This is a genomic window from Streptomyces sp. NPDC104367, assembly GCF_055583825.1.
On sequence record NZ_JBVJND010000019.1, the window covers coordinates 19,448 to 46,227 of the forward strand.

Genomic DNA, 26,780 nt, shown 5'->3' on the forward strand with positions numbered 1-26,780 from the left:
CACGGCCGGAGCGACAGCCGTCCTCCGGCCCCACCGGAAAAGGAGAAGCAACGACCGTGACGGCCGACAAACGGGGACTTCCGGACATCCAGCGCGACGTTCCCACGGCGATCCATGTCCAGATCTCGGAGCACATCCGACTGCGGATCGCCAGCGGCGACTGGCCGGCGCACTACCGTCTCAAGAGCGAGCCGGAGCTGGCCCAGGAGTTCGGTGTCAGCCGGGGCACCCTCCGGCGGGCCCTGACCACGCTGATCGAGGAGGGCCTGCTGCGCCAGGTCCGCGGGCGCGGCACCTTCGTCACCTCGACGACGATCGAACCCGCCATCGCCCAGAAACTCAGCACGCTCTCCGAGGACTTCGCCAGCCAGGGCGTCGTCACCGCGACCACCGTGCGCGAGTGCTCGCTGATCGTCCCGCCCCGGCCCGTCGCCGCCCTGCTGGACCTCGCCCCCGGCACCCCGGTGCTCAGCCTGGTGCGGGTGCGCAGTACCGACCAGGGTCCCGTCGCGCTGCTCTCCAACTTCGTCCGCACCGACCTCACGCCCGGCATCGAGGAGGTCGACTTCACCTCGGCCAGCCTCTTCGGCGTCCTGGAGGGCACCTACGGCCTCAAGATCGCCACGGCCCGCCGTACCTTCAGCGCGGAGGCGGCCACCTCCGAGGTGGCCGGCGCGCTCGCCCTCGACGAGGGCGCACCCGTGCAGTACCTCCAGCAGGTCACCTACCTCGCCGACGACCGCCCCGTGGAGTACTCCGACGTATGGATCCACAGCGGCCGGCTCCGCGTGACCTCCCTGCTGGTACGCCGCTGAGGCGGCCCTCCGCGATCCGTCCACCGGCCCGGCCGACCGGGGCCGGACGGGCGGGGCCGGACGGGCGGGCGCCCTTCGCCCGGCCAGGGGCGGACGTCGACCGCAAATCGCCGTAATACCGACTTCTCGCGCGGGCCGCTAGTGTTTGATCCATGAACTCGCGGTTTGCGCTGCTCAACGCGGTGGACCCCGGTGTCACGGAGAGTGAGGTCTTCCGCCTGGCTCTTCTGCATGCGGTAGGGGAGCTGAACGCCCTCGGCGGGATGATCCACCTGCGCGGTCCGATGTCCGCGCTGCGGCTGGTGTCGGTGACCGGTCTTCCGTCCGCGCTCACCCGCACCTGGGAGATCATCGACCAGGAGGGCCCGTCGGCGCCGGCCCGCGCCCTGCAGCAGGCCAGCGGTGTGTGGGTGCCGGCGAGTCCCGGTGACCAGGTCCGGGCAGCCGGTCCGGCCGGACCCGCGCAGGACGGGGATGGGACGGCCTGGCCCGGCACCGGCCTCGTCGCCCTTCCGCTGTCCGGTGCGGGCCGCGTCATCGGGGCCTTCACCGTGGTGACGGGCGACCGGGGTGAGCCGTCGGCGCGGGAGTGGGGCTTCCTCAGGGCCGTGACCGCCTGGATCGAGGAACGGATGGCCCTGGCGCCTCCCCCGCTCGGTCCGGCCGAGCCCGACCTGAGCGGCGCGTGGTTGCGGCAGGCCCTGAAGGAGGTCAGCGTCGGTTCGTGGGACTGGGACGTCCGCACCGGTGCCCTGATCTGGGACGAGGCCGCACTGGAGCTGTACGGCACCAGGCCCGCCGACTTCACCGGCAAGATCGACGACTGGCTGCGCATCGTCCACCCCGACGACCTGCCCCAGACGCTGAGTTCGGCGCAGCGGGCGATCCGCGACCACACGCTGTACGAGGCGGAGTACCGCGTACGGCGCCTGGACGGCACGTACGGCTGGACGCGGGCCCGCGGACGGGCCACCTACGACGCTCAGGGCGAGCCCCTGCGGATGATCGGCGTCGGCTGGGAGACCGACGAGTCGCGCTCCGCGCGTGACGCCCTCAGCCGGGCCCTGCGGCACATGAGCGACGGCTTCCTGGCGGTGGACGGCACCTGGCGGATCACCTTCGCGAACCTGGAGGCGGAGCAGACCCTGGGCCTCTCCGAGGCGGAGCTGTTCGGGCGCGTGCTGTGGGACGTGCCCAGGGCGCGGCAGATACCGGGGCTGGAGAGCGGCTGCCGCAGGGCCGCCGCCGAGGAGAACCCGGCCAGCTTCTACGTGTCCATGCCGGACAGCGGGTGCCACTACCACGTCCGGCTGGTCCCGGGCCCCGACGGTCACACGCTGTACTTCACGGACATCACCGAGCAGCGTCGTGCGGCGGACGAGCGCACGGCGGCCGAACGGGCCGCGGCGGACCGGGCGGCACGGATCGCCGAGCTGACCGCCGAGCTCGCCAGGGCGACGACGTCCCAGGACGTCGTGGACGCGGTCGCCCAACGGGTGCTGCCGCCGTTCGGGGCGGCCGGACTGCTGATGGAGGTCGCCCAGGGCGAACGGCTCCACTACGTGGGAGCCGCCGGGTACCAGGAGGACTTCCTCAGACGCATCAACTACCGCATCCCCGTGGCCGGCGACCCCGCCTGGGAAGCGATCGTGACGGGCGAGCCGCTGTTCTTCTCCTCACCTCAGGAGTTCGTGGCGCACGCACCGGAGCTGGCCGACCTGGTCACGCTCGGGGGGAAGCAGTCGTGGGCGTTCCTTCCGATGACGGCGTCCGGCCGCACCTTCGGGGTGTGCGTCGTCTCCTTCGCCCGTCCCCGCCGGCTCTCCGGGGACGAACGCACCCTGCTGACCGCGACCAACGCCCTCGTCGCACAGGCCCTGGAACGGGCACGGCTCTACGACGCCGAGCACATCCGCTCCCGCCAGCTCCAGCGCAGCCTGCTGCCCCGGGGCCTGCCCGACCTGCCCGCGTGCGAGGCCGCGGCCCGCTACCTTCCCGCCGGGCAGGGCATGGACGTGGGGGGTGACTGGTACGACGTGATGCCCCTGTCCGGCGGCCGGGTCGCCCTGGTCGTGGGTGACGTCATGGGACACGGTCTGCCGGAGGCGGCCGCCATGGGCCGGCTGCGGACAGCCGTGCACACCCTGTCCGACCTCGAACTGCCTCCCGACGAGATCATGGGCCATCTCAACGAGATCGTCGGGGGCATGGGGGACGACTTCTACGTCACCTGCGTCTACGCGCTCTACGACTCCACGACCCAGGTCTGTTCCCTCGTGCGGGCCGGGCATCCGCCACCGGCCCTGGTCCTTCCCGACGGGACCGTGCGCTTTCCGGAACTGGCCTCCGATCCACCGCTGGGCGCGGGGGAACCCCCCTTCGAGACGGTCGAGTTGGCCATGCCCGAGGGCACCCTGCTCGTGCTCTACACCGACGGCCTGGTCGAGTCGTCGAAACGCGAGATGGACCAGGGCATGGCGGAACTGGGCCGGATCCTGCGCACCGCGCACGAGGAGGGGGCCGATGCGGACCTCGAACACCTCTGCGACACTCTCACGGCGCGGCTGCTGCCGGCCGAGCACCAGGCCGCCGACGACGCGGCCCTGCTGGTCGCCCGCCTCCATGCCCTGACCAGCGACCGCATAGCCTCGTGGCCGCTCGCCGACGATCCCAGGGCGGCCGGCCAGGCCCGCGCCTACATCCGCGAGCAGCTCTCCGCCTGGGGGCTGGACGAGCTCACCCCCACCACGGAGCTCCTGGCCAGCGAGCTGGTCGGCAACGTCGTACGACACGCCAAGGGACCCGTCAGCCTCCGCCTCCTCCACGGGACCGACCTGGTGTGCGAGGTCTTCGACGGAAGCCTCACGATGCCCCGCATCCGCCGCGCCACGGACACCGACGAAGGGGGCCGCGGGCTCCAGCTCATCAGCGCGCTGTCCCAGCACTGGGGCACGCGCTACACGCCGACGGGAAAGTGCATCTGGACCGAGCAGGCGCTGCTCGGTCCGGAGAGCGACAAGGCGCCGCCGCCCGGCGTCCTCGACCTGTCGTTCCTCGACGCGGAGGACTTCGGCGGCGACCTGGACTCGCTCCTCTAGGCGGGGCCCCTGAGGCTCAGCGTCCGGTCCCGGTGTCTCCGGGGCGGCCGCGGCCGTGCGGGTGGTGTCCGGGGCCGCTCGGTGCGGCGGGCCGTGGGACGAGGCCGTGCAGATGCGCGTAGGCGACCGCGTGGACGCGGTCGCGCAGGTCGAGCTTGGTGAGGATGCGGGAGACATGGGTCTTGACCGTCTCGTCGCCGATGCCGAGGCGCGCGGCGATCTCGGCGTTGCTGTGGGCCCGCGCGAGCAGCAGGAGCACCTCCCGTTCCCGGGCGGTGAGCCGGTCCAGCCCGTCGGGAAGGGCGGTGACGGCCGGGGCCGGCGGCGGGGCGACTCCTTGCGCGAGCCGGGCGGCGAGGCGGCGTGTGACCGAGGGGTCGATCAGCGTGTCGCCGCGGGCGGCCACCCGGACGGCAGCGATCAGCTCCTCCGGCGGCAGGCTCTTGAGGAGGAAGCCGCTGGCTCCCGTGCTCAGGGCGCGGTGGACGTAGGAGTCCTGGTCGTAGGTGGTCAGCAGGATCACCTTGGTGGAGTTCCCCGGGTCCCCCAGGATCGTCTCGGTGGCACGCAGCCCGTCGAGCAGGGGCATACGGATGTCGAGGACGGCGATGTCGGGGCGGAGCCGCCGCACCTCCTCGACGGCGGCGCGGCCGTCCGACACCTCGGCCACGCACTCGATGTCGGGCTGGGTGTCCAGGACGGCACGCAGGCCGGACCGGAACATGGCGTGGTCGTCGGCGACCAGGACGCGCAACGTCATGGGATGTCCAGGGGGAAGGTCACGGAGGTGGTCCAGGTGGTGCCGTCGGAGGAAGGACCGTAGGTGACGGAGCCGTTGAAGAGCGCGGCCCGGCTGCGGATGCCCTGAAGGCCGCGGTGCGAGGAGACCGGGCCGGAACGCGGCCGGGCGGACAGCGGGTTGACGGTGGTGACGGTGAGGTTGGCGGGGGTGTGGCGGAGTTCGACTTCCGCGGCGCCGTCGCCGTGGCGCAGGGCGTTGGTGAGCATCTCCTGCACGACCCGGTAGGCGGCGATGTCCACGGACTCAGGGAGCAGGGGCGGGACGCCCAGGACGGTCACTCCTGCCCGGAGGCCTGCGGCGCGGACCGCGTCGAGGAGTTCACCGAGGTTGTCCAGGCCGGGCTGGCTGTCCTCCCCGGCGGGGTCGCCGTGCAGGAAGTCCAGCAGCCGTCGCAGGTCGGCCATGGCCGCCCGGCTGGACGTCTCGACGGCGGCCAGCGAATCGGCCACGTCCACGGTGCCCGGCGCGGCGGTGGCCTTCAGGCGGGCGACGCCCGCGTGCACGCCGATGGCGCTGACGTGGTGGGAGATCACATCGTGCAGATCGTGGGCGATGCTGCTGCGTTCCTCGGCGATGGCCGTGGCCAGGGCCTGCCGTCGCTCGCTCCGCTCCCGCTCGGCGCGCTGCTCCAGTTCGGCGATGAAGGCACGGCGGGCGGTGGTGTACCGCCCGACCAGCCAGGGCAGCACGGCGTTGGCGAGCGCGTCCAGCACGATGCGACCCCGCTGGAAGCCCGCCCCGCCGAGGACCGGTCCCGCGACGGCCCCGACGGACAGACAGAACAGGGAGACGACGGCCGGCCCCCGCTCCAGCCAGGCACCCGCCCGGTAGGCGGAGATCAGCAGGCCCGCGCCGTTGAGCTGCAGCGGGTGTCCGCCTCCGTGCAGCAGTGCCGCACCGCCCACGGCGACGGCCGCCTGCGCGACGGCTACCACTCCCGCCATCCGTGGCGGGGTGGCCAGCGCGGCGTCCACCACGACGATCGCGGCCAGGACGGCCCAGCGCCGTCCGGGCGGATACGAGGAGGCGTCCGACAACAGGAAGCCGAGGCAGTCCACGACCACCGTGACGGCGGCGACCAGGAGCGACTGACGTGTCAGTGAGCCGCTGACGTCACGGGCGGTCACGAACGCGGACATGATCCCGCGCCCGTCCCGTGTCTGCTTCCCGTGCACCCGTGCAACCCTTCGTGTTCGCGCCCCGGCGAGCCGGTCCGCCGGTCCGCCGGTCCCAGAAGTCGGCGAATCTCCGGCCTGGCCGACCCGGATGCCCATGATGCCTGGTCACAGCCGTGCGCGGGTCCCCCGTACAGGGGACCCCGAATCCCCCGTCGCCGTGACGACAGCGGTGGGCCGCCCTTTCTAGCGTGAGCCGCGATGAATGACACCGCCCTCCGTGCGGGGCCCGGCTCACCCCCTCGCACGCCTTCCCGCACCATCCGCCGCCGTCTGCGGACCGCGCCGGCCGCCCTGCTGTGCGCCCTCGGCCTGCTGTCCGCCGCGAGCCCCGTGGCCTGGGCGGACTCGCCGTCCGCCGGCAACGACGTGCAGGTGGCCCAGACCCTCGGCGACCGGGAGCTGACCGTGATCCTGCGCCGGGTCACCGGTGTACCGGGCCCCCTGCACGTGGACGTGATCACACACACGGGCACGGCGGCCGGCCGGATCAGGCTGGGGGTGGTGCCCACCGGGGTCAGCACGTCTTCGTCGGCCGGTTCCGCCTCCGGTACGACCACCGACACGGCCGTCGTGAAGCCGGGCGCCGCTCCGGGGACGTACTCGGCCCAGCTGGAGGTCGACGAGGTCGGCCCGTGGGAGCTGACCCTGGACGACGGAACGCGGACCGCGCGGATCCCCTTCGTCGTGTCCGAGCAGGTCGCCTCGCCGGACGAGAAGGCGGTGTACGGCGGCTTCATCGGCGCCGGGCTCCTCATCCCGGTCACCGTCCTCGTCGCCGTCCGCGCGCGCCGCGGCTGGTGGGCGCTGGTGCCGGCCGGCGGGATCGTCGCCGGCCTGGCCGTCGCGGTCACCGGTGCGGTGCTCTCCTCCACCCTGCCGCTCCCGGCGTCCCAGGGCGGGCAGGTCGACGCCACCGTCGACGGCGTCAGGAACCCCTACTCGTCCGTCGGCCGGCAGACGAGCGACTACTCGCGGGAGCCGGCCACGCTCGGCGTGCGCTCCTCGTCCGTCCGCGCGGGCACCGTGGACGACCTGACGTTCTCGGTGACCGACACCTCGACGGGGCTGCCGGTGGACGACATCGTCGTGCACGACGGGGCGCTCGTGCACCTGGTGGTGATCGGTCCCTCGGGACGGCTGTGGCATCTGCACCCGGTGATGACCGGCGCCGGCACCTACGAGGTCCCGCTGACCCTGCCCGAGGCGGGGCACTACGCGGTGTCGGCCGAGTTCGCCCGCCGGGGCGGCGGCGTCCAGCTGGTCCGGTCCGCCACCGGCATCGACGCGCTGGGCGGGTCCAGCTCCGCCAAGGCCGCCTCCGGTGCCGTGGCCTCGCACGCCGGACCCGGCTCGCGGACGGTCGACGGCGTCCGGGTACGGCTGACCGCTTCCTCCCTGGTCGCGGGTGAGGCCGCCGTGCTCACCGCCCGGGTCGGGAACGACGCGACGCTCCAGCCCTGGCTCGGCATGCTCGGCCACATGATCGTGGCCGGTCCGGTCCCGTCGACCGGGACGGCGGTGGGAGCGGCCGCGCAGGACGCCGAGGTCTGGGCGCACGCCCACTCCATGGGCGAGGTGTCCGACGACATGGCGGGGATGGACATGAACTCCTCCGCCGGCATGTCGCCGATGAGCGGGCTGACCTCGGTGAACGGCGACAGCACCGCCGACGAGACGGTCGCCGCCTACGGCCCGGCCATCTCCTTCGTCTACACGTTCCCCACGGCCGGCTACTACCGGATCTGGATCCAGGCGGAACGCGACGACACCATCCTGACCGTCCCCTACCTGATCCATGTCACCCGTGCCGCGGGCACCTCGGCGGGGACCCGATGAGCGCGCGCGGGTCACGGTCCGCCCGACGCCGGTCCCTGATGGGCGGGGCGATCCTGGCGACCGTGCTGCTCACGGCGCTGGCGCTGCGGCCGCTGTGGAACTCGTCGTCGGGCACGGCGGAGTCCGCCGCCTCGGCCTCCGTCTCCGTCCCTGACGGTGCCGCGACGCTCACCGGTGGCACCGCCACGGACGTGGTCGCCGTGACGGTCTACCGGCCCCGGACCGGTACCACCGCCGTCGACGTCCTGCTGAGCCCGCGTCACGAGTCCGCCGCCGGTACGGCCTCCCGGTCCGTCACGGTCTCCGCGGTGCTGCCCACGGCGGGCCACGCCGTACCCGACTTCACCGCCGTCGCCAAGAGCGACCGCCGCTACCACGTCGCCGGGCTGCCGCTGATGATGACCGGCCGCTGGGAGCTTCTCGTCGACATCGACGGCAGCGGCCGTCACGACCGCCTCGTCTTCCCGCTCACTCTCACCCGCTGATCCCGCGGGTTCCGGACCCGCTGACCCGAAAGGCACCTGCCATGGCCTCCGTTCCCGCCTCCACCCTGGCCGGCTCCGGCCAGTCGTCCCCGCCGGGCCGTCCCCCGCAACGGCAACTGCCCGCCGCGGCGGGGGCGTTCGTGGTGCTGTTCGGCACCGTCGTCTCACTGATCGGCATCAGCTGGGACATCGAGTGGCACGTCGACGTCGGCCCGGACACCTTCTTCACCCTCTCCCACCTCCTGCTCTACTCCGGCAGCGCGATCGCGGGTGTCGCCAGCCTGGTGATGGTGCTGCGTGCCACCGCCGCCCAGCGCGCCGGCCGGCCCGCCGACCCCGCCGTCGGCGGCAGCCCGGTCCGTGTCCTCGGCGGCACGTTCAGCGCGCCGCTCGGCTACCTCGTCTCCGGGACGGGTGCCGCGCTGTTCCTGATGTACGGACTGATGGACCTGTGGTGGCACTCCCTGTACGGCTTCGACGCCGTGCTCAACTCCCCGCCGCACGTGGCCCTGTTCATCTCCATCAGCCTGACCATGGTCGGCAGCGTCATCGTCTTCACGGCGGCCCGCGAGCAGGCGTGGGGGCGGGTCGGTGCGATCGTCGCCACCCCGGTCCTGATGACGTTCTGTCCGCTGACGACCTACGCCTTCCAGGGGCTGTCGCAGACCATCGACCCGCAGCTCGCGGGCAACGTCTTCTTCTCCGTCTGCCTGACGCTCACGGTCGCCGTCACGCTGCGCCGCCGGGGCAGCGCGCTCGCGATCGCGGCCGTGCTCGGGGGGATGCAGCTGTTCCTGTGGTGGTTCTCGCCCTGGGCGGCCAAGTGGTACGCCGGCTACGTCGGCCTGCCGCTGCGCGACAACCTCGTCGCCATGGCCCCCGTACTGCCCTCCGGCATCCCGATGTTCATGCTCGGCGTGGCCCTGGTGATCGAGGTGCTGCTCCTGATCGGCCGCAAGCAGGGCTGGTCCGCCCGCCGGCTCCCGCAGTTCGTCGGCGCCGTCGCCGGTGTACTGGTGAGCCTCTCCATGCTCCTTCAGACGTCACTGGTCAGCGGCGGAGGAGGCGGAGGCGGCGGCGGTCCCATGGGCCGGTCCGGCACATCGGTGACCACGCTGCTCACCGATGCCGTGCTGGGGCTGGTGATCGGCACCCTGGCCGGTTACCTCGGCTCCCGCTTCGCCGTCCTGCTCCAGCTCAACACCGTCTCCGCCGACTCCCCCGCCACCGTCTCCACCGCCCCGGAAGGCAGCTGACCCATGCGCCCCCAAGCACGTACCGAGCGCCGGTCCGTACCGCAGCGCGCCCGTGCCCTCGTCCTCGCCCTGTGTGCGGTGGCCGGCGCGCTCTTCGTGTCGGCTCCGGCCGCGCAGGCGTACGCGCCGGTCGACATCGTCCACACCGAGAAGGTGAAGGTCGGCCCCTACGACCTGACCGTCGGCTTCTCCAAGTGGCCGCTGCGGGCCGATCAGTCCCTCGACTTCACCTTCGCCCCGGACGGCGGCATCAAGGGCAAGTCCGGCACCCTCACCATGACCGCCCCCGGCCAGAAGGCCGGCGGCGGTACGGGCGGCCCCGACGGTGGCGGTGGCGGCGCCGGCGGTTTCGGCGGCCGGCTGGCCCGCCACCCGCGCAAGCTGTCGGTCTGGGGACTGGACGTCCAGTCCCTGTCCTCGGCCGGCAGGTGGAGCTTCACCTTCACCGTCAACGGCCCCAAGGGCCAGGGCACCGGAACCCTGAGCGACATCACCGTCCTCGACCAGCCCGGCCCGCCGTACGCGGTCAGCTGGAGCGTCTGCGCCCTCCCCGTCGTCGGCCTCATCGCCTTCCTGACCACCGCCTGGCGACGACACCGGCCTTCCCGACACGTCGCGCTGCTGCGGGTCTGACTCCCGGACCGCGTGTCGTGCCGCGGAGTCGCGGCACCGGAGCCCCTCGCCGCCCGGCGTGATGATCCCAACTCACCACCCCGGCGGCCGAGGGGCTCCGGCAGTTCCCGTCAGGGCGGCGATGCCCCTCACCGGCGTACGGCGCGGGCGTCCCCTCTCAGCGGGTCAGCCCGTCGATGCGCGCCGCCGACAGCTTGAGGACGAGTGCCATCAGCAGGGGCGCCAGTCCGACGATCGCGAAGTAGAGCCCCGAAGGGATGTCCGCGTACAGGGTGCCGAGCAGACCGGAGAGGGAGGAGCCACCGGCCAGCGTCAGCATCATCAGGGCCACCGTCTGGTTCTTGAACCGCTCGGGCGCGATCCGGGTGGCGATGGCCAGTCCCATGGGCCCGACGAAGAGCTCCGACACACCCGCCACGGCGAGCACCAGCAGCATCGGGATCGCGGGCACCGTGTGGCCGGGGTAGACCGCCTGCAACACGAGCATGAGCACGTAGGCGATCCCGATGATCGAGAGACCGATGGCGTACTTGACCGCGGTGACGGGCTGGCGGGAGCCCATCCGGAGCCAGAGCGACGCGACCGCGGGCGCGATCGCGATGACCGCGAAGGAACTGCTGGTGCCCAGCCACGCGGCGGGGATCTCCCAGCCTCCGACGGAGAGGTCGACGCGGTCGGTGATGAACACGACGATCGTGGTGAACTGCTGGAACAGCAGGCCGTAGTAGAGCGTGCTCGCCGCCCACAGCGGCATGAAGCCGCGTATTCTCCGCTTTTCGAGGTCGTTCACCGCGGGGGAACGCAGGATGACGGTGAAGTAGGCCGCGGCGGCGAAGAAGACGACTCCCGTGACGACGTTCGCGAGGTTGCCGCTGTCGACCAGGCCGGCACCCCACACCAGCGCGGAGAGCAGGGCGCCGCCCAGGGCGACGGCCAGCGCGCGCACGATGCCGCTCGTGTCGATCGGGTTCCGGACGACCGCGGACTCCGCCGGGAGGGTACCCATCTTCAGGCCGTACTGGACGAGACCGGCCACCATGCCGATCGCGGCGAGCGCGAAGGCCGCGTGGAAGCCCCAGGTGGTCTGGGTGATGCCGGTGAGCAGCGGGCCGAGGGCGGCCCCGGTGTTGATGGCCATGTAGAAGTACGAGAAGCCGGCATCGCGCTTGTCGCGGTCCTCCGCGTAGAGCATGCCGACGATCGAGGTGATGTTCGTCTTCAGCGCGCCGGTGCCGAGGGCTATCAGGATGAGGCCGGCCGCGAGTCCTCCGGTCCCGGGGATGGCCGCGAGCGAGACGTGCCCGAGGGTGATGACGACGGCGCCGACGAGCACGAGACGGCGAGGCGGGACGAGCCGGTCGGCGGTCCACGCTCCGAGGATCTGCGAGAGGTAGACGGCGCCTCCGTAGGCTCCGACGATGCTCACCGTGGTGGCGGCGTCGAGGGCGAGGCCGCCTTCGGAGAGCGAGTACAGCAGGTAGAAGCCCAGCACGCCTTCCAGCCCGTAGAAGCTGAAGCGCTCCCACAGTTCGGTGAAGGCGAGGGTCCACAGGCTCCTGGGATGGCGGCCGGCGGAGCGTCGCAGTGACGCCTCGCCGGACTCCACGACGGGGGAATTCGCTGTCATGAACCACCTCTGAGGATGTCGGCGGCAGATCGCACCCCAGTGACGTGGGGACGGTCGGAGGTCTGGATCGCCGCGGGGCTGAGGAACTTCTGGAGAAGGGACCCGGGGTTGCCGAGTCGCGATCACGCAACGGTGCGTGGTGCCGGCCGTCGGCCCGACGGGCGGGCGGCCGGCTATCCGACGCGGTGGCGTCCTCGGGCTGATAACGAGCGGGCCACGCCGCCTCCTGCGGAAGAGCTGGTGTCGATGGGCGCCTTCGGGCGGCGACCATGTCGTCGGCACACTGCATGTCGGACGGAGCAGCCGATCCGCGGTACATGTCCTCGGAGTCACTCAAACACGTGGTCGACCCCGAAGTGCACAGGGTGTGACCTGCACCACGGTAGGGGGAATGTTATGAGTTCCTTCCAGCGGCGTTCACCGGGATTCACCGACCGTATGGGGTGGAAGCGGCCGCGTATGGCAGGTGGATGTCATGGAAGGACCCCGTGGCCCACGTCGTGGGCCACGGGGTCGGATGCCGCCTCGTGGAGGGTGCGGGAGGCGGCGGGGGCCGCCGTCCGCTCAGCCGGTCCGCTCCGTGCGGTCGAGCGCGTCGACGGCGTCCTGGAACGGCTGGAGGGGTGCGGTCAGCAGGCCGGCTCCGGCGTGCCCGCCCTCCCGCAGGGCCGCGCCCATGTGGATGTTCGGCGTGACGCCGGTGGAGGCCACCAGCGCGGCGTCGATACCGAAGGGGACACCTCGGAACCCGAGGTACGGGATCTTCCACGCCGGATGTTCGCCGTGGGTGATGCCGTACATCGCCTCGGTGGCCTCGACCATGGCCGGCGCGGTACCCGCGCTGTAGTCCTGGAGCGAGAACGCTGCCGCGGCCGCGAGACCTCCGAGGCCGACGGTCTCGGTGATGAGACTCTCGCCGCCCATGAAGGCGATGTCGTCGGCGGTGATGCCGTCGAACAGCTTCGCCCTGAGCTCCGGGATGGCGGACCGGAACCACTGGTCTCCGGTGCCCGCCGTGCGGATCGCGAACTCCTGCTCGCTCAGCGCCATCGCGGTGACGATGGTGCTGTGCGGGGTACCGGCCGCGGCGTCGGCGAGGCACTTCCCGGTGGCCATGCCGACGTGCAGGAAGAAGAGGTCGTTCCGGCTCAGGAACGCGAGCACGTCCCGCGTCGTCGCGACCGGCGCCGGCACGTCCAGAACGGGCCCGTAGAACTGCTGGAACAGGGTCGCCGTGGCCGCGGTGTTACGGCTGTGCAGGTCGTCGCCCATGCCGAGCGCCCGCCGGATGATCGGCTTGACCCGTACACCGCCCGCGGCGCGCAGCGCGGCCGACAGGTGCGGGGCCAGTACGTCCCTGATCCAGGTCAGGCGCCGGTGGACCGTCTCGTTCCACACCCCGTAGGTCAGCCGCTGGCGGTCGCTGCCCTCGTAGAGCAGGCAGTGTCCACGGCTCCCCGACCCCGCGTCGGTCACGACCCACACCGGCATGGACGCCGAGGTCACGCCGGTCACCGAGCCGACGCAGCCGTGGTCGTGGCAGGCGCGCACCAGGATCTTCCCCGCGTGCAGGAGCCGGTCGGCCTCCTCCACGGTCGCGGCGAGCCCTTCGAAGACGGCCGCTCCGAGCACGGCCCGGCGCTGGCCGCCGGTGTACCGCTCCCACGGCATGGGAGCGCCCGAGGTGAGGATCGTCCCGGGCGTCATGCCCGGCAGCGCCTCCAGGGCCGCCCGGACGTCGGTGAGGACCGGGTCGGCCTCGGCCATGACCGCCACGGCCGCGGCGTTGGCCTCCGACCGCCGCGCGGAATTCAGTGCTGGCATCTCTTTCCCATCAGTTCGTTTCATGACGGTCCGCCGGGCGCGCCACGCCGCGCGCTCGGTCAATCGGACTCGGGTTCGACCAGCACGCCGTTGTCCACGACCGTGCGCCCGTCGATCGCGACCGTGCATCCGCGCTGGGGGATGTCCAGGTGGTTGTGGGTGTGGCGGTCCATGAACGGGTGCGGGCCGGTGGAGAAGAGGAAGTTGCCCGCCATCCCCCGTGCGTCCATGCCCATCAGGGACTCCCGGTCGTAGAGGGCCATGGAGAACCAGTCGGCGTTCCTCATCAGGCCCCAGCCCATGTGCGAGAGGAAGCGGGCCTCCTCGTCGTCGGCGTCCTCCAGGAACATCTCCAGCATCCGGGCGTCGGCGCCGTCGCCCTTGACGGCGTCGATGCGGCCGTCGTCGATGACGAGCGTGACCGCGTCCCGGACGTAGGTCTTGAAGGGGAGCAGGATGTCCCCGGGGGCGATCACGATCCGGCCGCAGGACGTCTTCGGCCAGGCGAGGACCATGGTGCTGGGCCAGTGGTCCCAGCGGCCGGGGTCGTCGGCGATGCCGCACTGGAAACCGGGGTGCGCGTCGGTGAGGTCGGCCACGAGGTCGGTGCCGTGGCGGGAGGTCACGTGGAGTTCCCGGCCGGCCCGCAGAAGGGCGGCACCGGCCTGTACGCGGGCCTTGTCCTCGGCGGCCGGGAGGTTGCGGGCGAGCACCTCGGGCGGGTCGGCGACGAAGAGCATCCGGGTCCGGGCCCCGAGGATCTTGCCCAGCGCCTCGGTGTGGATGAACCCCTCGTTGGTCAGGTCGAGGACCATGTCCGCGCCCTGGAGGAGGGAGAGCGCGAGAGGGTTCTCGTCCAGCGAGGTGAGCCCGGCGCCCGAACCCGTTCGGGAGGAGGGCAGGGGCACGGGGGAACCGCCGGGCAGCACGGCCTGGATGACGTGCGCTTTCAGCGCCAGGCCGGCCGCGAAGGCCGCCTCCACGTACTCACTGCGGCTGGCCGGTTCGGCGAGGACGACCAGCTTCTCGCCCTCGGTGACCTTGCACAGCTCCAGCTCCTTCCGGAAGAGCTCGACCAGGTCCATCGCGGCGAAGTTCGGCATGACTCGACTCCATTCGTGTGTCGGTGGGCGGATCAGAAGCGAGGAGTGGCCACGCGGTGCAGGTCCCGCAGGTAGGGGATGGCGGCGCGGGCCTCGTCGACCGTGTCGGGATCGAGGCGGGCGAGAACACGGCCCTCGCCTTCGGGCAGTACCGCCTGCCGCTCACCGTGCGGATCGACGATCGTCGAGTGCCCGCAGAACGTGAGGCCTGCGGACGGTCCGGCGGTGTTCGCCGCGACCAGGTAGCACCCGTTCTCCAGTGCCCGGGCCCGGGTCATCAGCTTCCAGGCGTGCAGCCGGGCCGCGCCGAACGCGGCCGGCAGGGCGATGATCCGGGCACCGGCCAGCGCGAGGTTCCGCGCCACCTCCGGGAATCCGCCCTCGTAGCAGATCGCCACCCCGATCCGCCCGACCGGCGTGTCCGCGACCGCCTGTTCGGCCGGTGCGCCGGGGGTGAAGAAGTCGGGCTCGGCGCCCCACAGGCCCCGTTTGGCGGCGGTCGCGGCGATGCCGTCGGGAGTCACGATCACAGCGGTGTTGCGCAGCCGCCCGTCGCCGCCGCGGACGGCGACGGAGGTGACGATCGTGGTGCCGAGGTCCCTGGCGAGCCCGCACAGCAGCTCGCCGGCCGGTCCCGGCAGGGCGTGGCTGACGTCGGCCAGCCGGGGCGAGAGCGCATATCCGGTGACGCACAGCTCCGGCAGGACGACCAGCCGCGCGCCCTCGTCGGCCGCGCGGCGCACGTGCCGCCCGATCCGCTCGGCGTTGCCGGCCGTGTCCAGGGGTACGCCGGTGATCTGCACGGCGGCGGCCGTGAACGCGGTCATGGCCGGTCACCGCCCGGTACCGGCCGCGCGGTGGCGTAGGACCACTCCGGTACCGGCGGCGAGGCGACCGTCACGGCATCGGTGGAGTAGGTGGCCCCCGCGCCCCGGCTGACCGAGCGCAGTACGGAACTGTCGACGTGGTGGGCGGAGTTGACGACGTCGTCGCGCGCGTGCATGCGCACCGCGCGGGCGAACACGGCGGTGTCGGTGCCCACCTGCCGCACCTCGTCCAGCCGGCATTCGATCGACACCGGCGCCTGGGCGACCCGCGGGGGCGCCACGTCCGTGGACGCCACCGCCTGCACCCCGGCGTAGTCGAACTCGTCGACGTGGTCGGGGATCTCGGCCGAGGACCTGACCATCGCCTCCAGCGTCGGCGACGAGACGAGGTTGACGACCAGTTCGCCGGTGGCGAGGACGTTGGCCAGGGTGTCCTTCATGCCGTGCCCCGGCCGGGACGTGGCGCCGATCGACAGGAAAAGGGTCACCGGGTCGCGCGAGGCGATGGTGAAGAAGGAGAACGGTGCCAGGTTCGGTACGCCGGACGGGGACACGGTGGACACCCAGGCGATCGGGCGCGGCTGGACGACTCCGGTGATGAGCTTGTAGGAGTCCCTCGACTGAAGGGACGCGAAGTCGTAGCTCTTCATGATCTTCCTCTCAACTGGGTGATCGGCGTGGGGCGGTGCTCACGCGCGGGTCGCGATGCACCGGCCGTGCACCAGGTGGAAGGCGGCCGTCGAGTTCCGGTCGAAGACGACTCCGTGGCCGTCGCCCGTCAGTCCGTGCCGGTCCAGCCGCAGGTGCTCGACGTCCGCGCCCAGCTTGCCGAGGAAGCGGACGGTCTCCCGGTCCGCGTCCAGGTGACCGGAGGCGGCGGCCGTCACCACGACGACGGGGACGCAGGCCAGACCACGTCGGCGTCCGTCGGTGCCGCGCCGGGCCGCGTCCAGCGGAAGGGCTGTGAGGCCTTCGTGCAGCGCGCGGGCGTGGCGTCCGCCGGCGGACGGTGGTCCGAGCGGTTCGACGGCGACGACGAGCCGGACCAGGCCGGGGTGCCGGTCGGCGGCCAGCCATCCGCCGGGGGCGCCGGCGGAGTGGGTGACGACGATGGCGGGGCCGGTCAGCTCCAGGAGTTCGGACAGGCGGGCCAGGTCCATGTGCTGGGCCGCCGCCGCGTCGGTGAGCAGGCCGCTGCTGGAAGCGGCCACGGAGCCGAAGCGCCCGTCGCCGTCCGTCCGCAGCTCCGGCTCGCCGGCCTGGAACAGCCGGCCCAGCAGGGCCGCGTCCGGCACCGGGTCACGGTCGCCCATGGTGCGGGGGTCCCAGACCGAGCGACCGTGGCCGGGGCGGTCCAGCAGGTAGGTGGGGTGTCCGGCCCGGACGAAGAGTTCGGCCCAGCCCGGCTGTCCGTCGACGGCCCACAGCCAGTCCGTGGACTGGCCGCCCCCGCCGTGCACGAGCACCACCGGAAGCCTCCGGTCGTCCTCGTCGGCCGGTGCCTCCCACTGCACCCACGCCGGTCCGGCCGGGCGGCCGGAGGGGGTGTCCCACTCGCCCGCCAGGAAGAAGCCGCCGCGGCGACGCAGCAGCGCCTCGTGCCGGGCGTGCGGCGGCACGCGGTGCGCGCTGTCGTTTCGGTTCATCGGTCGCCTGTCCGGGAGTCGTCGTCACCTGTCGCACCGGCCCCGCCCCGCCTCAGGCGGTCGGGGAGGCGCGGTGCAGCCGGAGCGGGACGTGCTCGTGTCCGAACGCCTGGTAGTTCATCGCGGTACGGGGCTCCCCCGCGCCGCGCACGTCCGCGATCCGCTCCACCATGCTGCGCAGCAGGGTGGTCGCCTCCAGCCGTGCCACCAGGTTCCCTGCGCAGGTGTGGAGCCCGAACCCGAAGGACAAGTGGCCGTTGCGCAGTTCGCGGTCGATGACGAACCGGTCCGGCTCGTCGAACTCGCGCGGGTCGCGGGAGGCGCCCAGCCACATCATCAGGACCTTGGCGCCCGCGGGGATGTGGTGTCCGTCGACGACCGCGCCGTCCGGCGTCCACCGTCCGCCGAAGCGGTTCGGCGGGTAGAGGCGGACGGACTCCTCCCAGGCGTTCGTGACCAGTTCGGGGTTCCGGCGCAGCTTCTGCCATTCCTCCGGGTGGTCGCCGAAGGCGCGGAGCATCGAGGCCATTCCGCTGGTCGAGGTGTCGAAGCCGGCCGCGAAGACCGTCTTGACCAGGTCCCGTGCCTCCTCTTCGCTGATCCGGCCCTCGTCGGCCATCGCGTAGAGCTGCTGTCCGAGGCCGCCCTCGGTCAGCGACTCGCGGCCGATGTTGCGCTCGACCCAGGCGACGGCCTCGGCACCGGCCGCCAGCTTCTGGTCGCGCAGTTCGCTGGGGGGACCGAACGCGTTGAGCCCCGCGCTGCCGAACTTCAGCAGCGCCTCCCGGCCCTCCTCCGGCATGCCGATGACGTCCGGGAAGACCTTCAGCACATAGGCGATGACGAGGTCGCGGTAGCCGTCGGCCTCGACGGTGTCCTGGTCGAGCAGCCGGTCCAGGAGGGTGTCGGCCTGCTTCTTGAAGTACTCGCCCATCCACGGGAGGTTCTTCGGGCCGAGGACATCCATGATGGCCGACTTGTTGCGGGTGTGCGCCGGGGGCTCCTCGAAGAGCACGATCCTCGGCCGGAACGGGGAGTCCTCGTAGAAGGGGCGGTCGGTGGAGGAGAACGTCCGCCAGTCGCGCAGCCCTTTGCGGATCTCCTTGAAACGGGTCACCGCGTAGTAGTCGTACTTGTCGATGTAGACGACGGGACCGAGTTCGCGTACGGCGCCGTCCGCGGTGAAGGGGTCGCGCAGGCTGTCGAGCGCGAAGGGGTCGATGTCGGTGCTCGGTATCGGCCGGGCACTCGTCGGAGCGAGGCTCATCGGGATTCTCTTTCCGGTCGGGAGGAGGGGATCAGGTGCCGGGCACGCGGCTGCCCGGCGTGACACCGGACTCGGCCCAGTCCAGGCGCCGGCGCAGCGCGGCCACCGCGCGGTCGCGGTGGGGCAGGACGAAGAACCGGCGCTGGTGGATGGCTTCGAGGACGAGATGGGCGACGTGCTCGGCGGGCAGGCCTTCGGCGCTCTGGCGGGCCCGGAACGCCTCCATCGCCTGTCGCCGGGCGGTGTCCTCGTTGATCGGGACGCCTGCGGGGGCGTTGCGTTCGGCGTCGATCATCCGGGACCGCACCGGCCCCGGCGCCAGCAGGTGCACGTGCACCTCGCTGCCGGAGGAGCGCAGTTCGATCTCCAGGCACTCCGCGAGCCCGTGGACCGCCGTCTTCGTCGCGCAGTACGGCGTCATGAAGGGGGTGCCGGAGGCGAATCCGGCCAGTGAACCGGTGACGACGAGGTGCCCGCCCCCGGACCGTTCGAGCAACGGCAGCGCGGTGCGCAGGGTGTTGAGCGTCCCGAAGTAGTTGACGTCCATCACCCAGCGCCACGCCTCGTCGGCGACGTCGAGGAAGCGTCCGCCCGTCTCGACCCCGGCGTTGGCGCACACGACGTCCAGGCGGCCGAAGGCGGCGTCTGCCGCGTCGCACAGCGCGGCGACGTCCTCGATCCTGGTGACATCGGCCCGCACGCCGATGACCCTCTGATCGTCCCCCGCTTCCCTCAGCCGCCTGACCGCGTCATCGAGCGCGTCCGTCTCGATGTCCCCGACGGCGACGTTCATGCCCTCCGCCAGGAAGCGGCGCGCCATGGCGAAGCCGATACCGCTGGCTCCGCCGGTGACCACCGCCGTCTTGTCCACCATGTCGTCCACCGATTCCTCCTAGGCCGTCAGTGCCGGGGTCTCCAGCGACTTCGGGAACATGAGCCGGCTGCGCACCGCCTGCTCGTCCCCGACCAGCCGCTGGACCCGCGACCAGGCCGCCGCACCCTCGGCCGTCTCTGTGGATCCGAAGATCATCTTCTTGTTCGCCGACGCGGCCGGGGAGACCAGTTCCTTGAAGACGCGACGGCGCTCGTGGGCGTACCGGTCCAGCACCCACGCGTCCTGGTGCCCGTGGACGACCGCGGCCAGGGCGTCGATCAGCAGGTAGCTGTCGAAGAGCCCGCCGGTCAGTCCGAGACCGCCGGTCGGGTTGGTGGCGTGCGCCGCGTCACCCGCGAGCAGCACCCTGTTCATCCGGAACGTCGGGGCGCAGCGCTGGTGCATCTTGTAAGGGCTGTACGCCTTGAGCTCGCGCCGGTCCTCGCGCGGCAGCAGCGTGCCGAAGAACTCGCCCATGCGCTCTTCCACGCTCTCCGGCGAGTCGGCCACCGGATCGCTGTAGGTGTAACGCCAGAGCCCGGGGCCGGACGAGTTGTCGATCTTGACGATGATCGCGCCGAACTTCTCGTCGACCACGAAGGTGGTCTGGTCGTACCCCTCCTCCTCGAAGGGGTAGACGACGTCCGTCGCCACGAACCGCTCCGGCCAGGTGAATCCGTCGAAGGGCATGCCGAGCAGGTTCCGGACGGCGCTGCCTGCACCGTCGGCGCCGATGACCCAGCGCGCCTGATGCCGCTCGGGGGTACCGTCGGCGCACAGGACGCTGATCGCCACCCGGTCCTCGTGGTTCTGCACGCCGATGACGTTGCGGCCCCAGCGCACGTCGACCGGGAGCGCCTCCCGCTCGATGATGCGGAGCATCACCTCGACGAACCGGTCCTGCCTCAGGTGCAGGTTGAACGGGTGGGAGACGGAGCCTTCGAGAGCGGAGAGCCCGTACCGCACGCGCTCGCCGGTCCGCCAGTTCAGGAAGCAGTAGTCCTGTTTCAGGAAGCCCGCCTCGACGGCGGCGTCGAGGACGCCGAGCCGGTCGAGCCCGTCCAGGGTCGCCCAGTGGTAAACCACCGCCCGGGGCGCGCGGACGACGTCCTCATGGCGTTCCAGGACCGTCACGGGAATGCCCTGCCGGGCGATTCCGAGCGCGTTCAGCATTCCGACCGGGCCCGCGCCCACGATCACGACGGGCTTGATCTCACGGTCTTCCGCCACGGGAACCGAATTCCCACTGCTTTTCTTCTCGTTCTCCACGAGCTTTTCCACCTTCCGCACCTACCTCGGTCACGCGTCGATGACCAGACCTGTCCCGACTCCGCGAGAGCAGCAGATCATCATGGTTTCGTTCGCCGCTTTTTCGTCGTCGGAGAGAATGGAATCGCGGTGATCGGCTTCGCCGGCGATGACGGCGGTCTCGCAGGTTCCGCAGGTTCCCTCGCGGCAGGACGAGATCACGGGTATTCCGCGCTCCTCCATCACTTCCAGGATCGATTTCCCGGCCGGCACTTCCAGGTCGATTCCGGAACGCCGGAGGGTGACCCGGAAGGCCTGCCCGTCCGCCGTCGGGCTCCGTGTGCCGACGGGGGCGAAACGCTCGACGTGCAGCACTCCCCCGGCCGCTTCTCCCAGGTGCGCCGCGATGGCGTCCAGCAGGCCGTGCGGCCCGCAGGCGTAGACCAGTTCGCCCGCGGCCAGGTCACCCAGCACCGCGGCGAGGTCGGGCGGCCCGAACACGTCGTCCGGGCGCACGTCGACACGGCCGGGGAAGCGTGCTTCAAGGTCGTCGGCCCAGGCCATCGATGCCCTGGTGCGTCCGCAGTACGTCAGTTTCCACGTGGCGCCGGCCCGCTCGGCGCTCTCCACCATCCGCAACAGCGGCGTGATCCCGATCCCGCCGGCGACGAAGCGGTAGGACTTCGCGGCGGCGAAGGCGAAGTTGTTGCGCGGACCGTCGCAGACGAGCTTGTCTCCGGTGTTCAGCCCGGCGTGGATGAATTCCGACCCGCCCCGGCCGGCGGTTTCGCGCAGCACGGCGACCCTGTACTGACCGGATTCCTCGGTACCGGAAACCAGCGAGTACTGGCGCACCAGTCCGTTGGGCAGACGGAGGTCCAGATGAGCACCGGGTTCCCAGGTGCGCAGCGGATTTCCGGAGGCGTCCACCAGGGTGAGTTCGACGACGCCTTCGGCCACCTTTCTGATCGAGTCGACCGTGACCTCGAACGGCGGCTCGCGCCTTTCGTCGGCGTGGGACATGAGGGCTCCCTTGGACTGCGGGATCGGTGGTGCCGATTGCCGCGAGGACAATCCACGTTGCTGCCGAGAACCTAGGCGAGCCCCTGCGCCGTGTGGCACGACTGCCGCCGACCCGTATCCCCCCATAGCGTTCGCCTATAGTTGGTGGATGGAAATTCGCCAGATGAAATACTTCGTCGAGATCGTGCGGCACGGCTCGCTCTCGGCCGCCGCGAAGACGCTGCACATGAGCCAGCCGCCGCTGAGCAGCACCGTCGCCGCGCTGGAGAAGGAACTCGGCGTCAGGCTTCTCGAACGGACGGGCCGCGGGGTGGTCCCCACCGAGGCCGGCCGGCTGCTCATGGACCGCGGCGAGCGGATCGTGCGCGAATCCGCCCGGCTGGCCGAGGAACTCAGACAGCACGGCCGCGGCGTGATCGGGTCACTGCGTCTCGTGGCGTACATGCCCTATGTGCACACGCTGCTGCCGAAGGTACTGGCCGCCTACCGGCAGGTGGCTCCCTCGGTCGACATCCAGATCCTCGACCTGCGTCCCGACGAGGCGATAGCGGGCCTGGAGCAGGGGACGGTGGACGCGGCGCTGATGACCACGTCCAACCATGAGCTGACCGCCCAGCTCAACCGTGCCTGCGTGCACATGGAGCCGCTGGGCCTGATCGATCTGGTCGCGGTCCTGCCCCCGCAGGAGACCTGGGCCAAGTCGGTGTCGTGGGCGGAGCTGGCGATGTACCCGATCTTCACCCCACCGGTTTCCGCCCGTTTCCCCGGGCTCGGCAATCTGGTGCTGTCCGAACTCGCCGAGCACGCGGGCGTCCGGCCCGACATCCGGACCGTCAGCCAGCACCAGGCCGTGCTGGCCCAGGTGTCGGCGGGGCTGGGTGTGGCGGTCAGCGCCAAGGGCACCAACAGCACCGGCTCGGGGTGTCCGATCTCCCTGCGCCCGCTGTCGGAAGGCCGGCGCACCCTGACGATGGAACTCGTCTGGCCGAAGGAACGCGAACTTCCCGAGTCCGTGTCCCGGTTCCTCTCCCTGGCACGGACCGAACTGGGCCAGGTGCCCCATGGCTCCTGACGGCGGACGGCGGACCGTAGCCTACGGTCATGAGTGACACCGTTCCGTCCGCCCCGCGCGAAGCGTTCGACCTGCTTCTGACCGGCAACCGCCGTTTCTCCGCCGGCACGCCCCGGCACCCCAACCAGGACGCCGCCCGCCGCGCCGGCCTCGCCTCCGCCCAGCGCCCCTTCGCCGTGCTGTTCGGATGCTCCGACTCCCGGCTGGCCGCCGAGATCATCTTCGACCAGGGGCTGGGAGACCTGTTCGTCGTCCGCACCGCCGGACATGTGGTGGGACCCGAGGTCCTCGGCAGCGTCGAATACGGAGTGAGCGTGCTGGGATGCCCGCTGGTCGTGGTGCTCGGCCACGACGCCTGCGGAGCCGTGGCGGCGACCCGCGCCGCGGTGGCGGACGGTACGACCGCCCGCGGGTACCTGCGCGACGTCATAGAGCGGGTGACCCCCAGCGTGCTGGCCGCTCACGCCGCGGGCGCGCACAAGGACGACGAGTTCATCGACACGCACGTCCGGCACACCGTCGACCTCCTCATGGACCGCTCCCGGGAACTGGCGGACCAGGTGGATTCCGGACGCACCGCCGTCGTGGGCCTGTCCTACCGCCTGGCCGAGGGAAGCGCCCGGCTGGTCACCTCCCGCGGCCTGGACCTGCCACCGCAGCCGGCCTGACCGCCGACGACCGGCAGGGGTCGGCCGCCGAGGTCGGGCACGAGGTGGCAGACGAGTGGCGACGACGGCCATCCGACCGGGCGCACCGACCCTCCCGGCCGCGAGACAAACCACCATGGGCTCCACCGCCGACGCGGGCGGCTCGAAAGGCCACCGCACCCGGGCCTGAAGGCTCGCACCCGCCCGGCTCGGCGCCGAAACGGGACTGCCGGAAGGCCCCCTACCGACCAGGTGCTTTCCATAGAATATCCGCCCATGACGGCTTTTGAGGAGTGGTCCCTGGCAGCCTCGTTCGGCTCCTTGGGCATGGGTGTTGTCGGCTTCGTCGCCCTGGCATGGCAGCTCTTGATGCTGGCTCGCAGCACCGAACAAGATCACGACAGACGCCGTAAACAGGCAACCATGGAATTCTTCGCGGACAGCCTGAACCAGCGAAAATCACTGTTCGACGAGGGCTTGCCCCAGGAACGCGATCACGCGGCCATCGAGACGCTGATCAGCCACTCGATATCGGGCGACGAGCGAGCGACAAAACTCATCACGTCCTACCTCACGACCTTCAACCTCCTCGGCGTAGGCACGCGGTCAGACGCTTTCGACCGAAAGCTGATCGATGACGCATGGGGCGGCCTCATCATCTCCGCCTGGAACAACTACCGGCCCTGGGCCGAGGTGCAGCGACAGGAACACGGTGAACCTCGCCTCTGGGGAAACCTGGAGTGGCTCGCGAACCACATGACACCCCGCAGGCTCCTTCCTCCGACCGGAGGAAACGGCAGCCTTCCCACGAGCGGCGACCCGGCCGTGTAGGACAACTCTCCCGGCCCCGGCCGCAGAAGCCGCACCGGCCCCTCAGACCGACACCGAAGCGGCGCGACGGCCGGCGCGTCGGCAGGGCGTACCGAGGACGGTGTCGCGCAGCCAGCGGTGTGCCGGGTCGGCGTCGAGCCAGGCGTGCCAGGCGTGCCAGGCGTGCCAGGCGTGCCAGAACAGGCTGACGTCGGGTTCGGGCAGGGCAGCGGGGACGGGGACGGGGACGGGGAACCAGTGCACGGCAGGCGCGACACCTGACGTGCGCGCCTGCCGCATCGCGGCCCTTCAGTCCTGCGGTGCGACGCGGATACGGTTCCCGTCAGGATCGGCTGCGAGGAAGGTCAGCCCGAACCCCGCGTCATGAGGCTCGCGCAGGATCGTGACCCCCTTGGACCTCCACTGCTCAAAGATGGCGTTGAGCTCGTCGGGTCCACCGCCGATGGCCAGGCACACCTCACTGGTGCGCGGGACGTCCGGTGACAGATCCTCGAACTGACCGGACCACAGACCGAGGTCGGCGCCCGGCCCCAGGTCGAAGGTGATGTATCCCGGAGTCTCGAACGAGGGGCTCCTGCCGAGGAGGTCGCCGTAGAACCGGGCTGCGGCGGGAGCGTCGTTCACGTAGACGATGGACACGACGGATGTGGTCATGGCTGTTCCCTCTCACGGGTGGTCGGTGCGCATCCATGAGCCTGGCCGGGATATGCGCCGCATCGTGTCGCGATTCCTGGAAAAAATTGGCGCGTGACCCCGGACCGCTTCTTCACCCTGATGCTGCTCCTCGAATCGAGGGATGCCGTGACCACGCAGGAACTCGCCTCAGCGCTCGGGGTGTCCCTTCGAACCATCACCCGAGACCTGAACTGGCTCCGCGACGCCGGTCTGCCGGTGACCGCACAGCGGGGCCGCCTCGGCGGCGTGACCATGCTGCCCGGATCCGGAATCGACCTCACGCGCCTCACACCGGGCGAGCGGGACCATCTGGCGCTCACCGGGCTGGATGAGAAGCAGCGTGAGGAGCTCGACGCATCGGCCGAAAGCCGGCGCGCGTTCTCCAAGATCGCCGCTGCACGGCCACGTCGAGTAGATGAACTCCTGCCGCTCACCGACGTGGTGCACGTGGACAGCCGTCCCTGGCATCAGCCACGAGTTTCCGGCACGACTGCGGCTTCGCTGATCGGCGCGGTGCGGCGAGGTCGCCGGCTGCGGATCGAGTACGACAGCACACGCGAGTCACGCCCACGCGACCTGGTCGTGGATCCCTACGGACTGTTCGCCAAGGCCGGCGTCTGGTACCTCGTCGCCGACCGTGCCCGGGTGCCACGGATGTACCGACTCGAACGGATCACGGCGTGGAACGAAGTCGACCAACCGCGACGGATCCGCGAGAACCAGACCCTGGCCACCGTCGCCGCAGCACTCATTGAGCGGTGGGAACACAACCACGCGATAGAGGTCAGCGCCACCATCGACCAGACCCAGATCGAGCGAGCGCAACGGATCTTCGGCCTGCGACTCGCCCGGGACGATCACGAAGGATCCGCCACCGGCCACAAGGTGACGATCCGCTTCCTGCACCTGGAGGACGTGCGGGCACTACTGCCGTTCGGGAGCGCCGTCACCGTGCACGGCCCCACCGAAGCCAGGGCCCACCTCCGCGACCTCGCCACCCGTCTTGCCCACCACTATGCGCCGTCACCGACGTCCTGACCCGCGACAGCCGGCGACCACGACGGAGACACCGCTCGATGCCCGGCGCCCTCCCCCGCGCGCCGGACCGGGACATGCTGGCGATCACACCGCCGGTCCAGCGGTTTACGCTCGTCGGAGTCCTGTCCGAGCGTGTGCCGCTGCCCCGGCCGGGGACAGGCCCATCACCACGACGGTACGAGAGGCACAGCAGCATGATGAGCGTCGGTACAGCCGCCCTGGACGAGCCGGTGGGCGAGTCACTGCGCGGGCACCATGCCGCCCTGTCCCGCCGAGCCGGCCGGGCCGCCACCTACCACCCGCGGGTCGCCACCTTCTCGGCGGTGCCCGCCGATCCCGATGCGGCGGACTGGGCCGACCTCGCCCGGCTGCTCGGCCCGGGCGGGTTCGCCGACATGTTCAGCTGCCCGGCGAACCCGCCTCGGGACTGGGAGCCGGTCTTCGTCCTCGAAGGCCGGCAGATGGTCTGGCCCTCGGATGGACCCGCGGACCAGGCGCGAACCGCGCTCGACGCCGACGTGGTCGAACTGGGCGCGGCCGACGTGCCCGCGATCCTCGAACTCGTCGAGCGGACCCGGCCCGGGCCGTTCTGGCCGCGCACCCACGAACTCGGCACCTACCTCGGCATCCGCGTCGACGGAAGGCTGGTGGCCATGGCGGGCGAACGGCTCCGGCCCCCGGGCTGGACCGAGATCAGCGCCGTCTGCACCGCGCCCGAAGCACGCGGGCAGGGCCACGCCACCCGTCTCGTCAGCGCGATCGGCGCGCGTGTGCTGGCACGCGGCGAGCGCCCTTTCCTGCACGTGGCCGAGGCGAACACGGGCGCGATCGCGCTGTATGAAGGGCTCGGCTTCGTAGGCCGGAAACAGGTGACGTTCCGTGGATTCCGCACACCGTGACGCGCCGCTGCCGCGCGACGAGGCGTCCGTCCAGCGGACGGCACAAGGCGGACGGCAGAAGACTGACGGCACAAGA

At 71.4% G+C, this 26,780-nt stretch carries 25 protein-coding genes; 11 read left to right on the forward strand and 14 right to left on the reverse strand.

Going from position 1 to position 26,780, the window contains the following annotated elements:
- Positions 1 to 56 precede the first annotated feature (56 nt).
- Positions 57 to 815 carry a GntR family transcriptional regulator gene (locus tag ACZ619_RS26730; RefSeq protein ID WP_469603778.1) on the forward strand — a complete coding sequence of 253 codons (759 nt, stop codon included), beginning with the start codon at positions 57 to 59 and terminating at the stop codon, positions 813 to 815.
- 152 nt (positions 816 to 967) lie between these two features.
- Positions 968 to 3,913 (forward strand): SpoIIE family protein phosphatase, encoded by a 2,946-nt coding sequence (locus ACZ619_RS26735; RefSeq protein ID WP_469603780.1) that lies wholly within the window; start codon positions 968 to 970, stop codon positions 3,911 to 3,913.
- Positions 3,914 to 3,929: 16 nt separating this feature from the next.
- Here ACZ619_RS26735 and ACZ619_RS26740 read toward each other — a convergent pair whose 3' ends face one another.
- Together ACZ619_RS26740 and ACZ619_RS26745 are read right to left on the reverse strand one after the other, a co-directional pair.
- Entirely contained in the window at positions 3,930 to 4,673 is a 744-nt protein-coding gene (locus ACZ619_RS26740; protein ID WP_469603782.1) for a response regulator, read from the reverse strand.
- A complete protein-coding gene (locus ACZ619_RS26745) occupies positions 4,670 to 5,854 on the reverse strand; it encodes a sensor histidine kinase (RefSeq protein WP_469603785.1) in 1,185 nt (394 codons plus the stop codon). The genes ACZ619_RS26740 and ACZ619_RS26745 overlap by 4 nt, the downstream gene beginning before the upstream one ends.
- A 237-nt stretch (positions 5,855 to 6,091) precedes the next feature.
- On the opposite strand from ACZ619_RS26745, the gene ACZ619_RS26750 reads away from it, so the two are divergent.
- From ACZ619_RS26750 to ACZ619_RS26765, 4 genes are read left to right on the forward strand one after another with little or no spacing between them, the layout of a single operon-like run.
- The gene (locus tag ACZ619_RS26750; RefSeq protein WP_469603788.1) at positions 6,092 to 7,729 is read left to right on the forward strand and encodes a hypothetical protein; all 1,638 of its coding nucleotides are present in this window, start codon (positions 6,092 to 6,094) and stop codon (positions 7,727 to 7,729) included.
- Between the two features lie 38 nt (positions 7,730 to 7,767).
- Entirely contained in the window at positions 7,768 to 8,214 is a 447-nt protein-coding gene (locus ACZ619_RS26755) for a hypothetical protein (RefSeq protein ID WP_469603791.1), read from the forward strand.
- A gap of 41 nt (positions 8,215 to 8,255) precedes the next feature.
- The gene (locus ACZ619_RS26760) at positions 8,256 to 9,470 is read left to right on the forward strand and encodes a hypothetical protein (RefSeq protein ID WP_469603794.1); all 1,215 of its coding nucleotides are present in this window, start codon (positions 8,256 to 8,258) and stop codon (positions 9,468 to 9,470) included.
- A gap of 3 nt (positions 9,471 to 9,473) precedes the next feature.
- Complete coding sequence (locus tag ACZ619_RS26765; RefSeq protein ID WP_469603796.1) at positions 9,474 to 10,103, forward strand: hypothetical protein; 630 nt, start codon at positions 9,474 to 9,476, stop codon at positions 10,101 to 10,103.
- A 157-nt stretch (positions 10,104 to 10,260) separates the two neighbouring features.
- Here ACZ619_RS26765 and ACZ619_RS26770 read toward each other — a convergent pair whose 3' ends face one another.
- From ACZ619_RS26770 to ACZ619_RS26815, 10 genes are all read right to left on the reverse strand, one after another.
- Positions 10,261 to 11,730 carry a peptide MFS transporter gene (locus ACZ619_RS26770; RefSeq protein ID WP_469603799.1) on the reverse strand — a complete coding sequence of 490 codons (1,470 nt, stop codon included), beginning with the start codon at positions 11,728 to 11,730 and terminating at the stop codon, positions 10,261 to 10,263.
- 564 nt (positions 11,731 to 12,294) lie between these two features.
- Complete coding sequence (locus ACZ619_RS26775) at positions 12,295 to 13,554, reverse strand: YlbE family protein (protein WP_469603802.1); 1,260 nt, start codon at positions 13,552 to 13,554, stop codon at positions 12,295 to 12,297.
- A 59-nt stretch (positions 13,555 to 13,613) separates the two neighbouring features.
- Positions 13,614 to 14,657, reverse strand: a complete 1,044-nt coding sequence (locus tag ACZ619_RS26780; RefSeq protein WP_469603804.1) for a 2,5-dihydroxypyridine 5,6-dioxygenase NicX family protein — start codon at positions 14,655 to 14,657, stop codon at positions 13,614 to 13,616.
- 32 nt (positions 14,658 to 14,689) lie between these two features.
- Positions 14,690 to 15,484, reverse strand: a complete 795-nt coding sequence (locus tag ACZ619_RS26785; protein WP_469603806.1) for a carbon-nitrogen hydrolase family protein — start codon at positions 15,482 to 15,484, stop codon at positions 14,690 to 14,692.
- Positions 15,481 to 16,134, reverse strand: coding sequence for a flavin reductase family protein (locus tag ACZ619_RS26790; RefSeq protein WP_469603809.1), 654 nt, complete (start codon positions 16,132 to 16,134; stop codon positions 15,481 to 15,483). Before ACZ619_RS26790 ends, ACZ619_RS26785 begins: the two co-directional genes overlap by 4 nt.
- Before the next feature lie 39 nt (positions 16,135 to 16,173).
- Positions 16,174 to 17,130 (reverse strand): alpha/beta fold hydrolase, encoded by a 957-nt coding sequence (locus ACZ619_RS26795; protein WP_469603812.1) that lies wholly within the window; start codon positions 17,128 to 17,130, stop codon positions 16,174 to 16,176.
- A 52-nt stretch (positions 17,131 to 17,182) separates the two neighbouring features.
- The gene (locus tag ACZ619_RS26800; RefSeq protein ID WP_469603815.1) at positions 17,183 to 18,397 is read right to left on the reverse strand and encodes a cytochrome P450; all 1,215 of its coding nucleotides are present in this window, start codon (positions 18,395 to 18,397) and stop codon (positions 17,183 to 17,185) included.
- Positions 18,398 to 18,428: 31 nt separating this feature from the next.
- Entirely contained in the window at positions 18,429 to 19,271 is an 843-nt protein-coding gene (locus tag ACZ619_RS26805) for an SDR family NAD(P)-dependent oxidoreductase (protein ID WP_469604153.1), read from the reverse strand.
- 18 nt (positions 19,272 to 19,289) lie between these two features.
- Positions 19,290 to 20,501 (reverse strand): FAD-dependent oxidoreductase, encoded by a 1,212-nt coding sequence (locus ACZ619_RS26810; protein ID WP_469603818.1) that lies wholly within the window; start codon positions 20,499 to 20,501, stop codon positions 19,290 to 19,292.
- A 69-nt stretch (positions 20,502 to 20,570) separates the two neighbouring features.
- Positions 20,571 to 21,542, reverse strand: coding sequence for a PDR/VanB family oxidoreductase (locus ACZ619_RS26815; protein WP_469603820.1), 972 nt, complete (start codon positions 21,540 to 21,542; stop codon positions 20,571 to 20,573).
- A 148-nt stretch (positions 21,543 to 21,690) separates the two neighbouring features.
- Here ACZ619_RS26815 and ACZ619_RS26820 point away from each other — a divergent pair, with 148 nt between their 5' ends.
- The 3 genes from ACZ619_RS26820 (at position 21,691) to ACZ619_RS26830 (ending at position 24,092) form a co-directional block, all read left to right on the forward strand.
- The gene (locus ACZ619_RS26820; RefSeq protein WP_469603823.1) at positions 21,691 to 22,614 is read left to right on the forward strand and encodes a LysR family transcriptional regulator; all 924 of its coding nucleotides are present in this window, start codon (positions 21,691 to 21,693) and stop codon (positions 22,612 to 22,614) included.
- 29 nt (positions 22,615 to 22,643) lie between these two features.
- The gene (locus tag ACZ619_RS26825; protein WP_469603826.1) at positions 22,644 to 23,282 is read left to right on the forward strand and encodes a carbonic anhydrase; all 639 of its coding nucleotides are present in this window, start codon (positions 22,644 to 22,646) and stop codon (positions 23,280 to 23,282) included.
- Between the two features lie 255 nt (positions 23,283 to 23,537).
- The gene (locus ACZ619_RS26830) at positions 23,538 to 24,092 is read left to right on the forward strand and encodes a DUF4760 domain-containing protein (RefSeq protein WP_469603828.1); all 555 of its coding nucleotides are present in this window, start codon (positions 23,538 to 23,540) and stop codon (positions 24,090 to 24,092) included.
- A gap of 42 nt (positions 24,093 to 24,134) precedes the next feature.
- On the opposite strand, the gene ACZ619_RS26835 is transcribed toward ACZ619_RS26830, so the two are convergent.
- Both ACZ619_RS26835 and ACZ619_RS26840 read right to left on the reverse strand, forming a co-directional pair.
- The gene (locus ACZ619_RS26835; protein WP_469603829.1) at positions 24,135 to 24,335 is read right to left on the reverse strand and encodes a hypothetical protein; all 201 of its coding nucleotides are present in this window, start codon (positions 24,333 to 24,335) and stop codon (positions 24,135 to 24,137) included.
- A gap of 45 nt (positions 24,336 to 24,380) precedes the next feature.
- Positions 24,381 to 24,746, reverse strand: a complete 366-nt coding sequence (locus ACZ619_RS26840; protein ID WP_469603831.1) for a VOC family protein — start codon at positions 24,744 to 24,746, stop codon at positions 24,381 to 24,383.
- A 93-nt stretch (positions 24,747 to 24,839) separates the two neighbouring features.
- On the opposite strand from ACZ619_RS26840, the gene ACZ619_RS26845 reads away from it, so the two are divergent.
- Positions 24,840 to 25,805: a helix-turn-helix transcriptional regulator gene (locus ACZ619_RS26845; RefSeq protein WP_469603834.1), complete on the forward strand. Its 966-nt coding sequence runs from the start codon at positions 24,840 to 24,842 to the stop codon at positions 25,803 to 25,805.
- A 197-nt stretch (positions 25,806 to 26,002) separates the two neighbouring features.
- Positions 26,003 to 26,704, forward strand: coding sequence for a GNAT family N-acetyltransferase (locus ACZ619_RS26850; protein ID WP_469603837.1), 702 nt, complete (start codon positions 26,003 to 26,005; stop codon positions 26,702 to 26,704).
- The last annotated feature ends 76 nt before the right edge of the window (positions 26,705 to 26,780 follow it).

Coding starts and splice junctions, on each gene's coding strand:
- ACZ619_RS26735 (WP_469603780.1), top strand. CDS start 968: ATGAACTCGCGGTTTGCGCTGCTCAACGCGGTGGACCCCGGTGTCACG.
- ACZ619_RS26740 (WP_469603782.1), bottom strand. CDS start 4,673: ATGACGTTGCGCGTCCTGGTCGCCGACGACCACGCCATGTTCCGGTCC.
- ACZ619_RS26745 (WP_469603785.1), bottom strand. CDS start 5,854: ATGTCCGCGTTCGTGACCGCCCGTGACGTCAGCGGCTCACTGACACGT.
- ACZ619_RS26750 (WP_469603788.1), top strand. CDS start 6,092: ATGAATGACACCGCCCTCCGTGCGGGGCCCGGCTCACCCCCTCGCACG.
- ACZ619_RS26755 (WP_469603791.1), top strand. CDS start 7,768: ATGGGCGGGGCGATCCTGGCGACCGTGCTGCTCACGGCGCTGGCGCTG.
- ACZ619_RS26760 (WP_469603794.1), top strand. CDS start 8,256: ATGGCCTCCGTTCCCGCCTCCACCCTGGCCGGCTCCGGCCAGTCGTCC.
- ACZ619_RS26765 (WP_469603796.1), top strand. CDS start 9,474: ATGCGCCCCCAAGCACGTACCGAGCGCCGGTCCGTACCGCAGCGCGCC.
- ACZ619_RS26770 (WP_469603799.1), bottom strand. CDS start 11,730: ATGACAGCGAATTCCCCCGTCGTGGAGTCCGGCGAGGCGTCACTGCGA.
- ACZ619_RS26775 (WP_469603802.1), bottom strand. CDS start 13,554: ATGCCAGCACTGAATTCCGCGCGGCGGTCGGAGGCCAACGCCGCGGCC.
- ACZ619_RS26780 (WP_469603804.1), bottom strand. CDS start 14,657: ATGCCGAACTTCGCCGCGATGGACCTGGTCGAGCTCTTCCGGAAGGAG.
- ACZ619_RS26785 (WP_469603806.1), bottom strand. CDS start 15,484: ATGACCGCGTTCACGGCCGCCGCCGTGCAGATCACCGGCGTACCCCTG.
- ACZ619_RS26790 (WP_469603809.1), bottom strand. CDS start 16,134: ATGAAGAGCTACGACTTCGCGTCCCTTCAGTCGAGGGACTCCTACAAG.
- ACZ619_RS26795 (WP_469603812.1), bottom strand. CDS start 17,130: ATGAACCGAAACGACAGCGCGCACCGCGTGCCGCCGCACGCCCGGCAC.
- ACZ619_RS26800 (WP_469603815.1), bottom strand. CDS start 18,397: ATGAGCCTCGCTCCGACGAGTGCCCGGCCGATACCGAGCACCGACATC.
- ACZ619_RS26805 (WP_469604153.1), bottom strand. CDS start 19,271: ATGGTGGACAAGACGGCGGTGGTCACCGGCGGAGCCAGCGGTATCGGC.
- ACZ619_RS26815 (WP_469603820.1), bottom strand. CDS start 21,542: ATGTCCCACGCCGACGAAAGGCGCGAGCCGCCGTTCGAGGTCACGGTC.
- ACZ619_RS26820 (WP_469603823.1), top strand. CDS start 21,691: ATGGAAATTCGCCAGATGAAATACTTCGTCGAGATCGTGCGGCACGGC.
- ACZ619_RS26825 (WP_469603826.1), top strand. CDS start 22,644: ATGAGTGACACCGTTCCGTCCGCCCCGCGCGAAGCGTTCGACCTGCTT.
- ACZ619_RS26830 (WP_469603828.1), top strand. CDS start 23,538: ATGACGGCTTTTGAGGAGTGGTCCCTGGCAGCCTCGTTCGGCTCCTTG.
- ACZ619_RS26840 (WP_469603831.1), bottom strand. CDS start 24,746: ATGACCACATCCGTCGTGTCCATCGTCTACGTGAACGACGCTCCCGCC.
- ACZ619_RS26850 (WP_469603837.1), top strand. CDS start 26,003: ATGAGCGTCGGTACAGCCGCCCTGGACGAGCCGGTGGGCGAGTCACTG.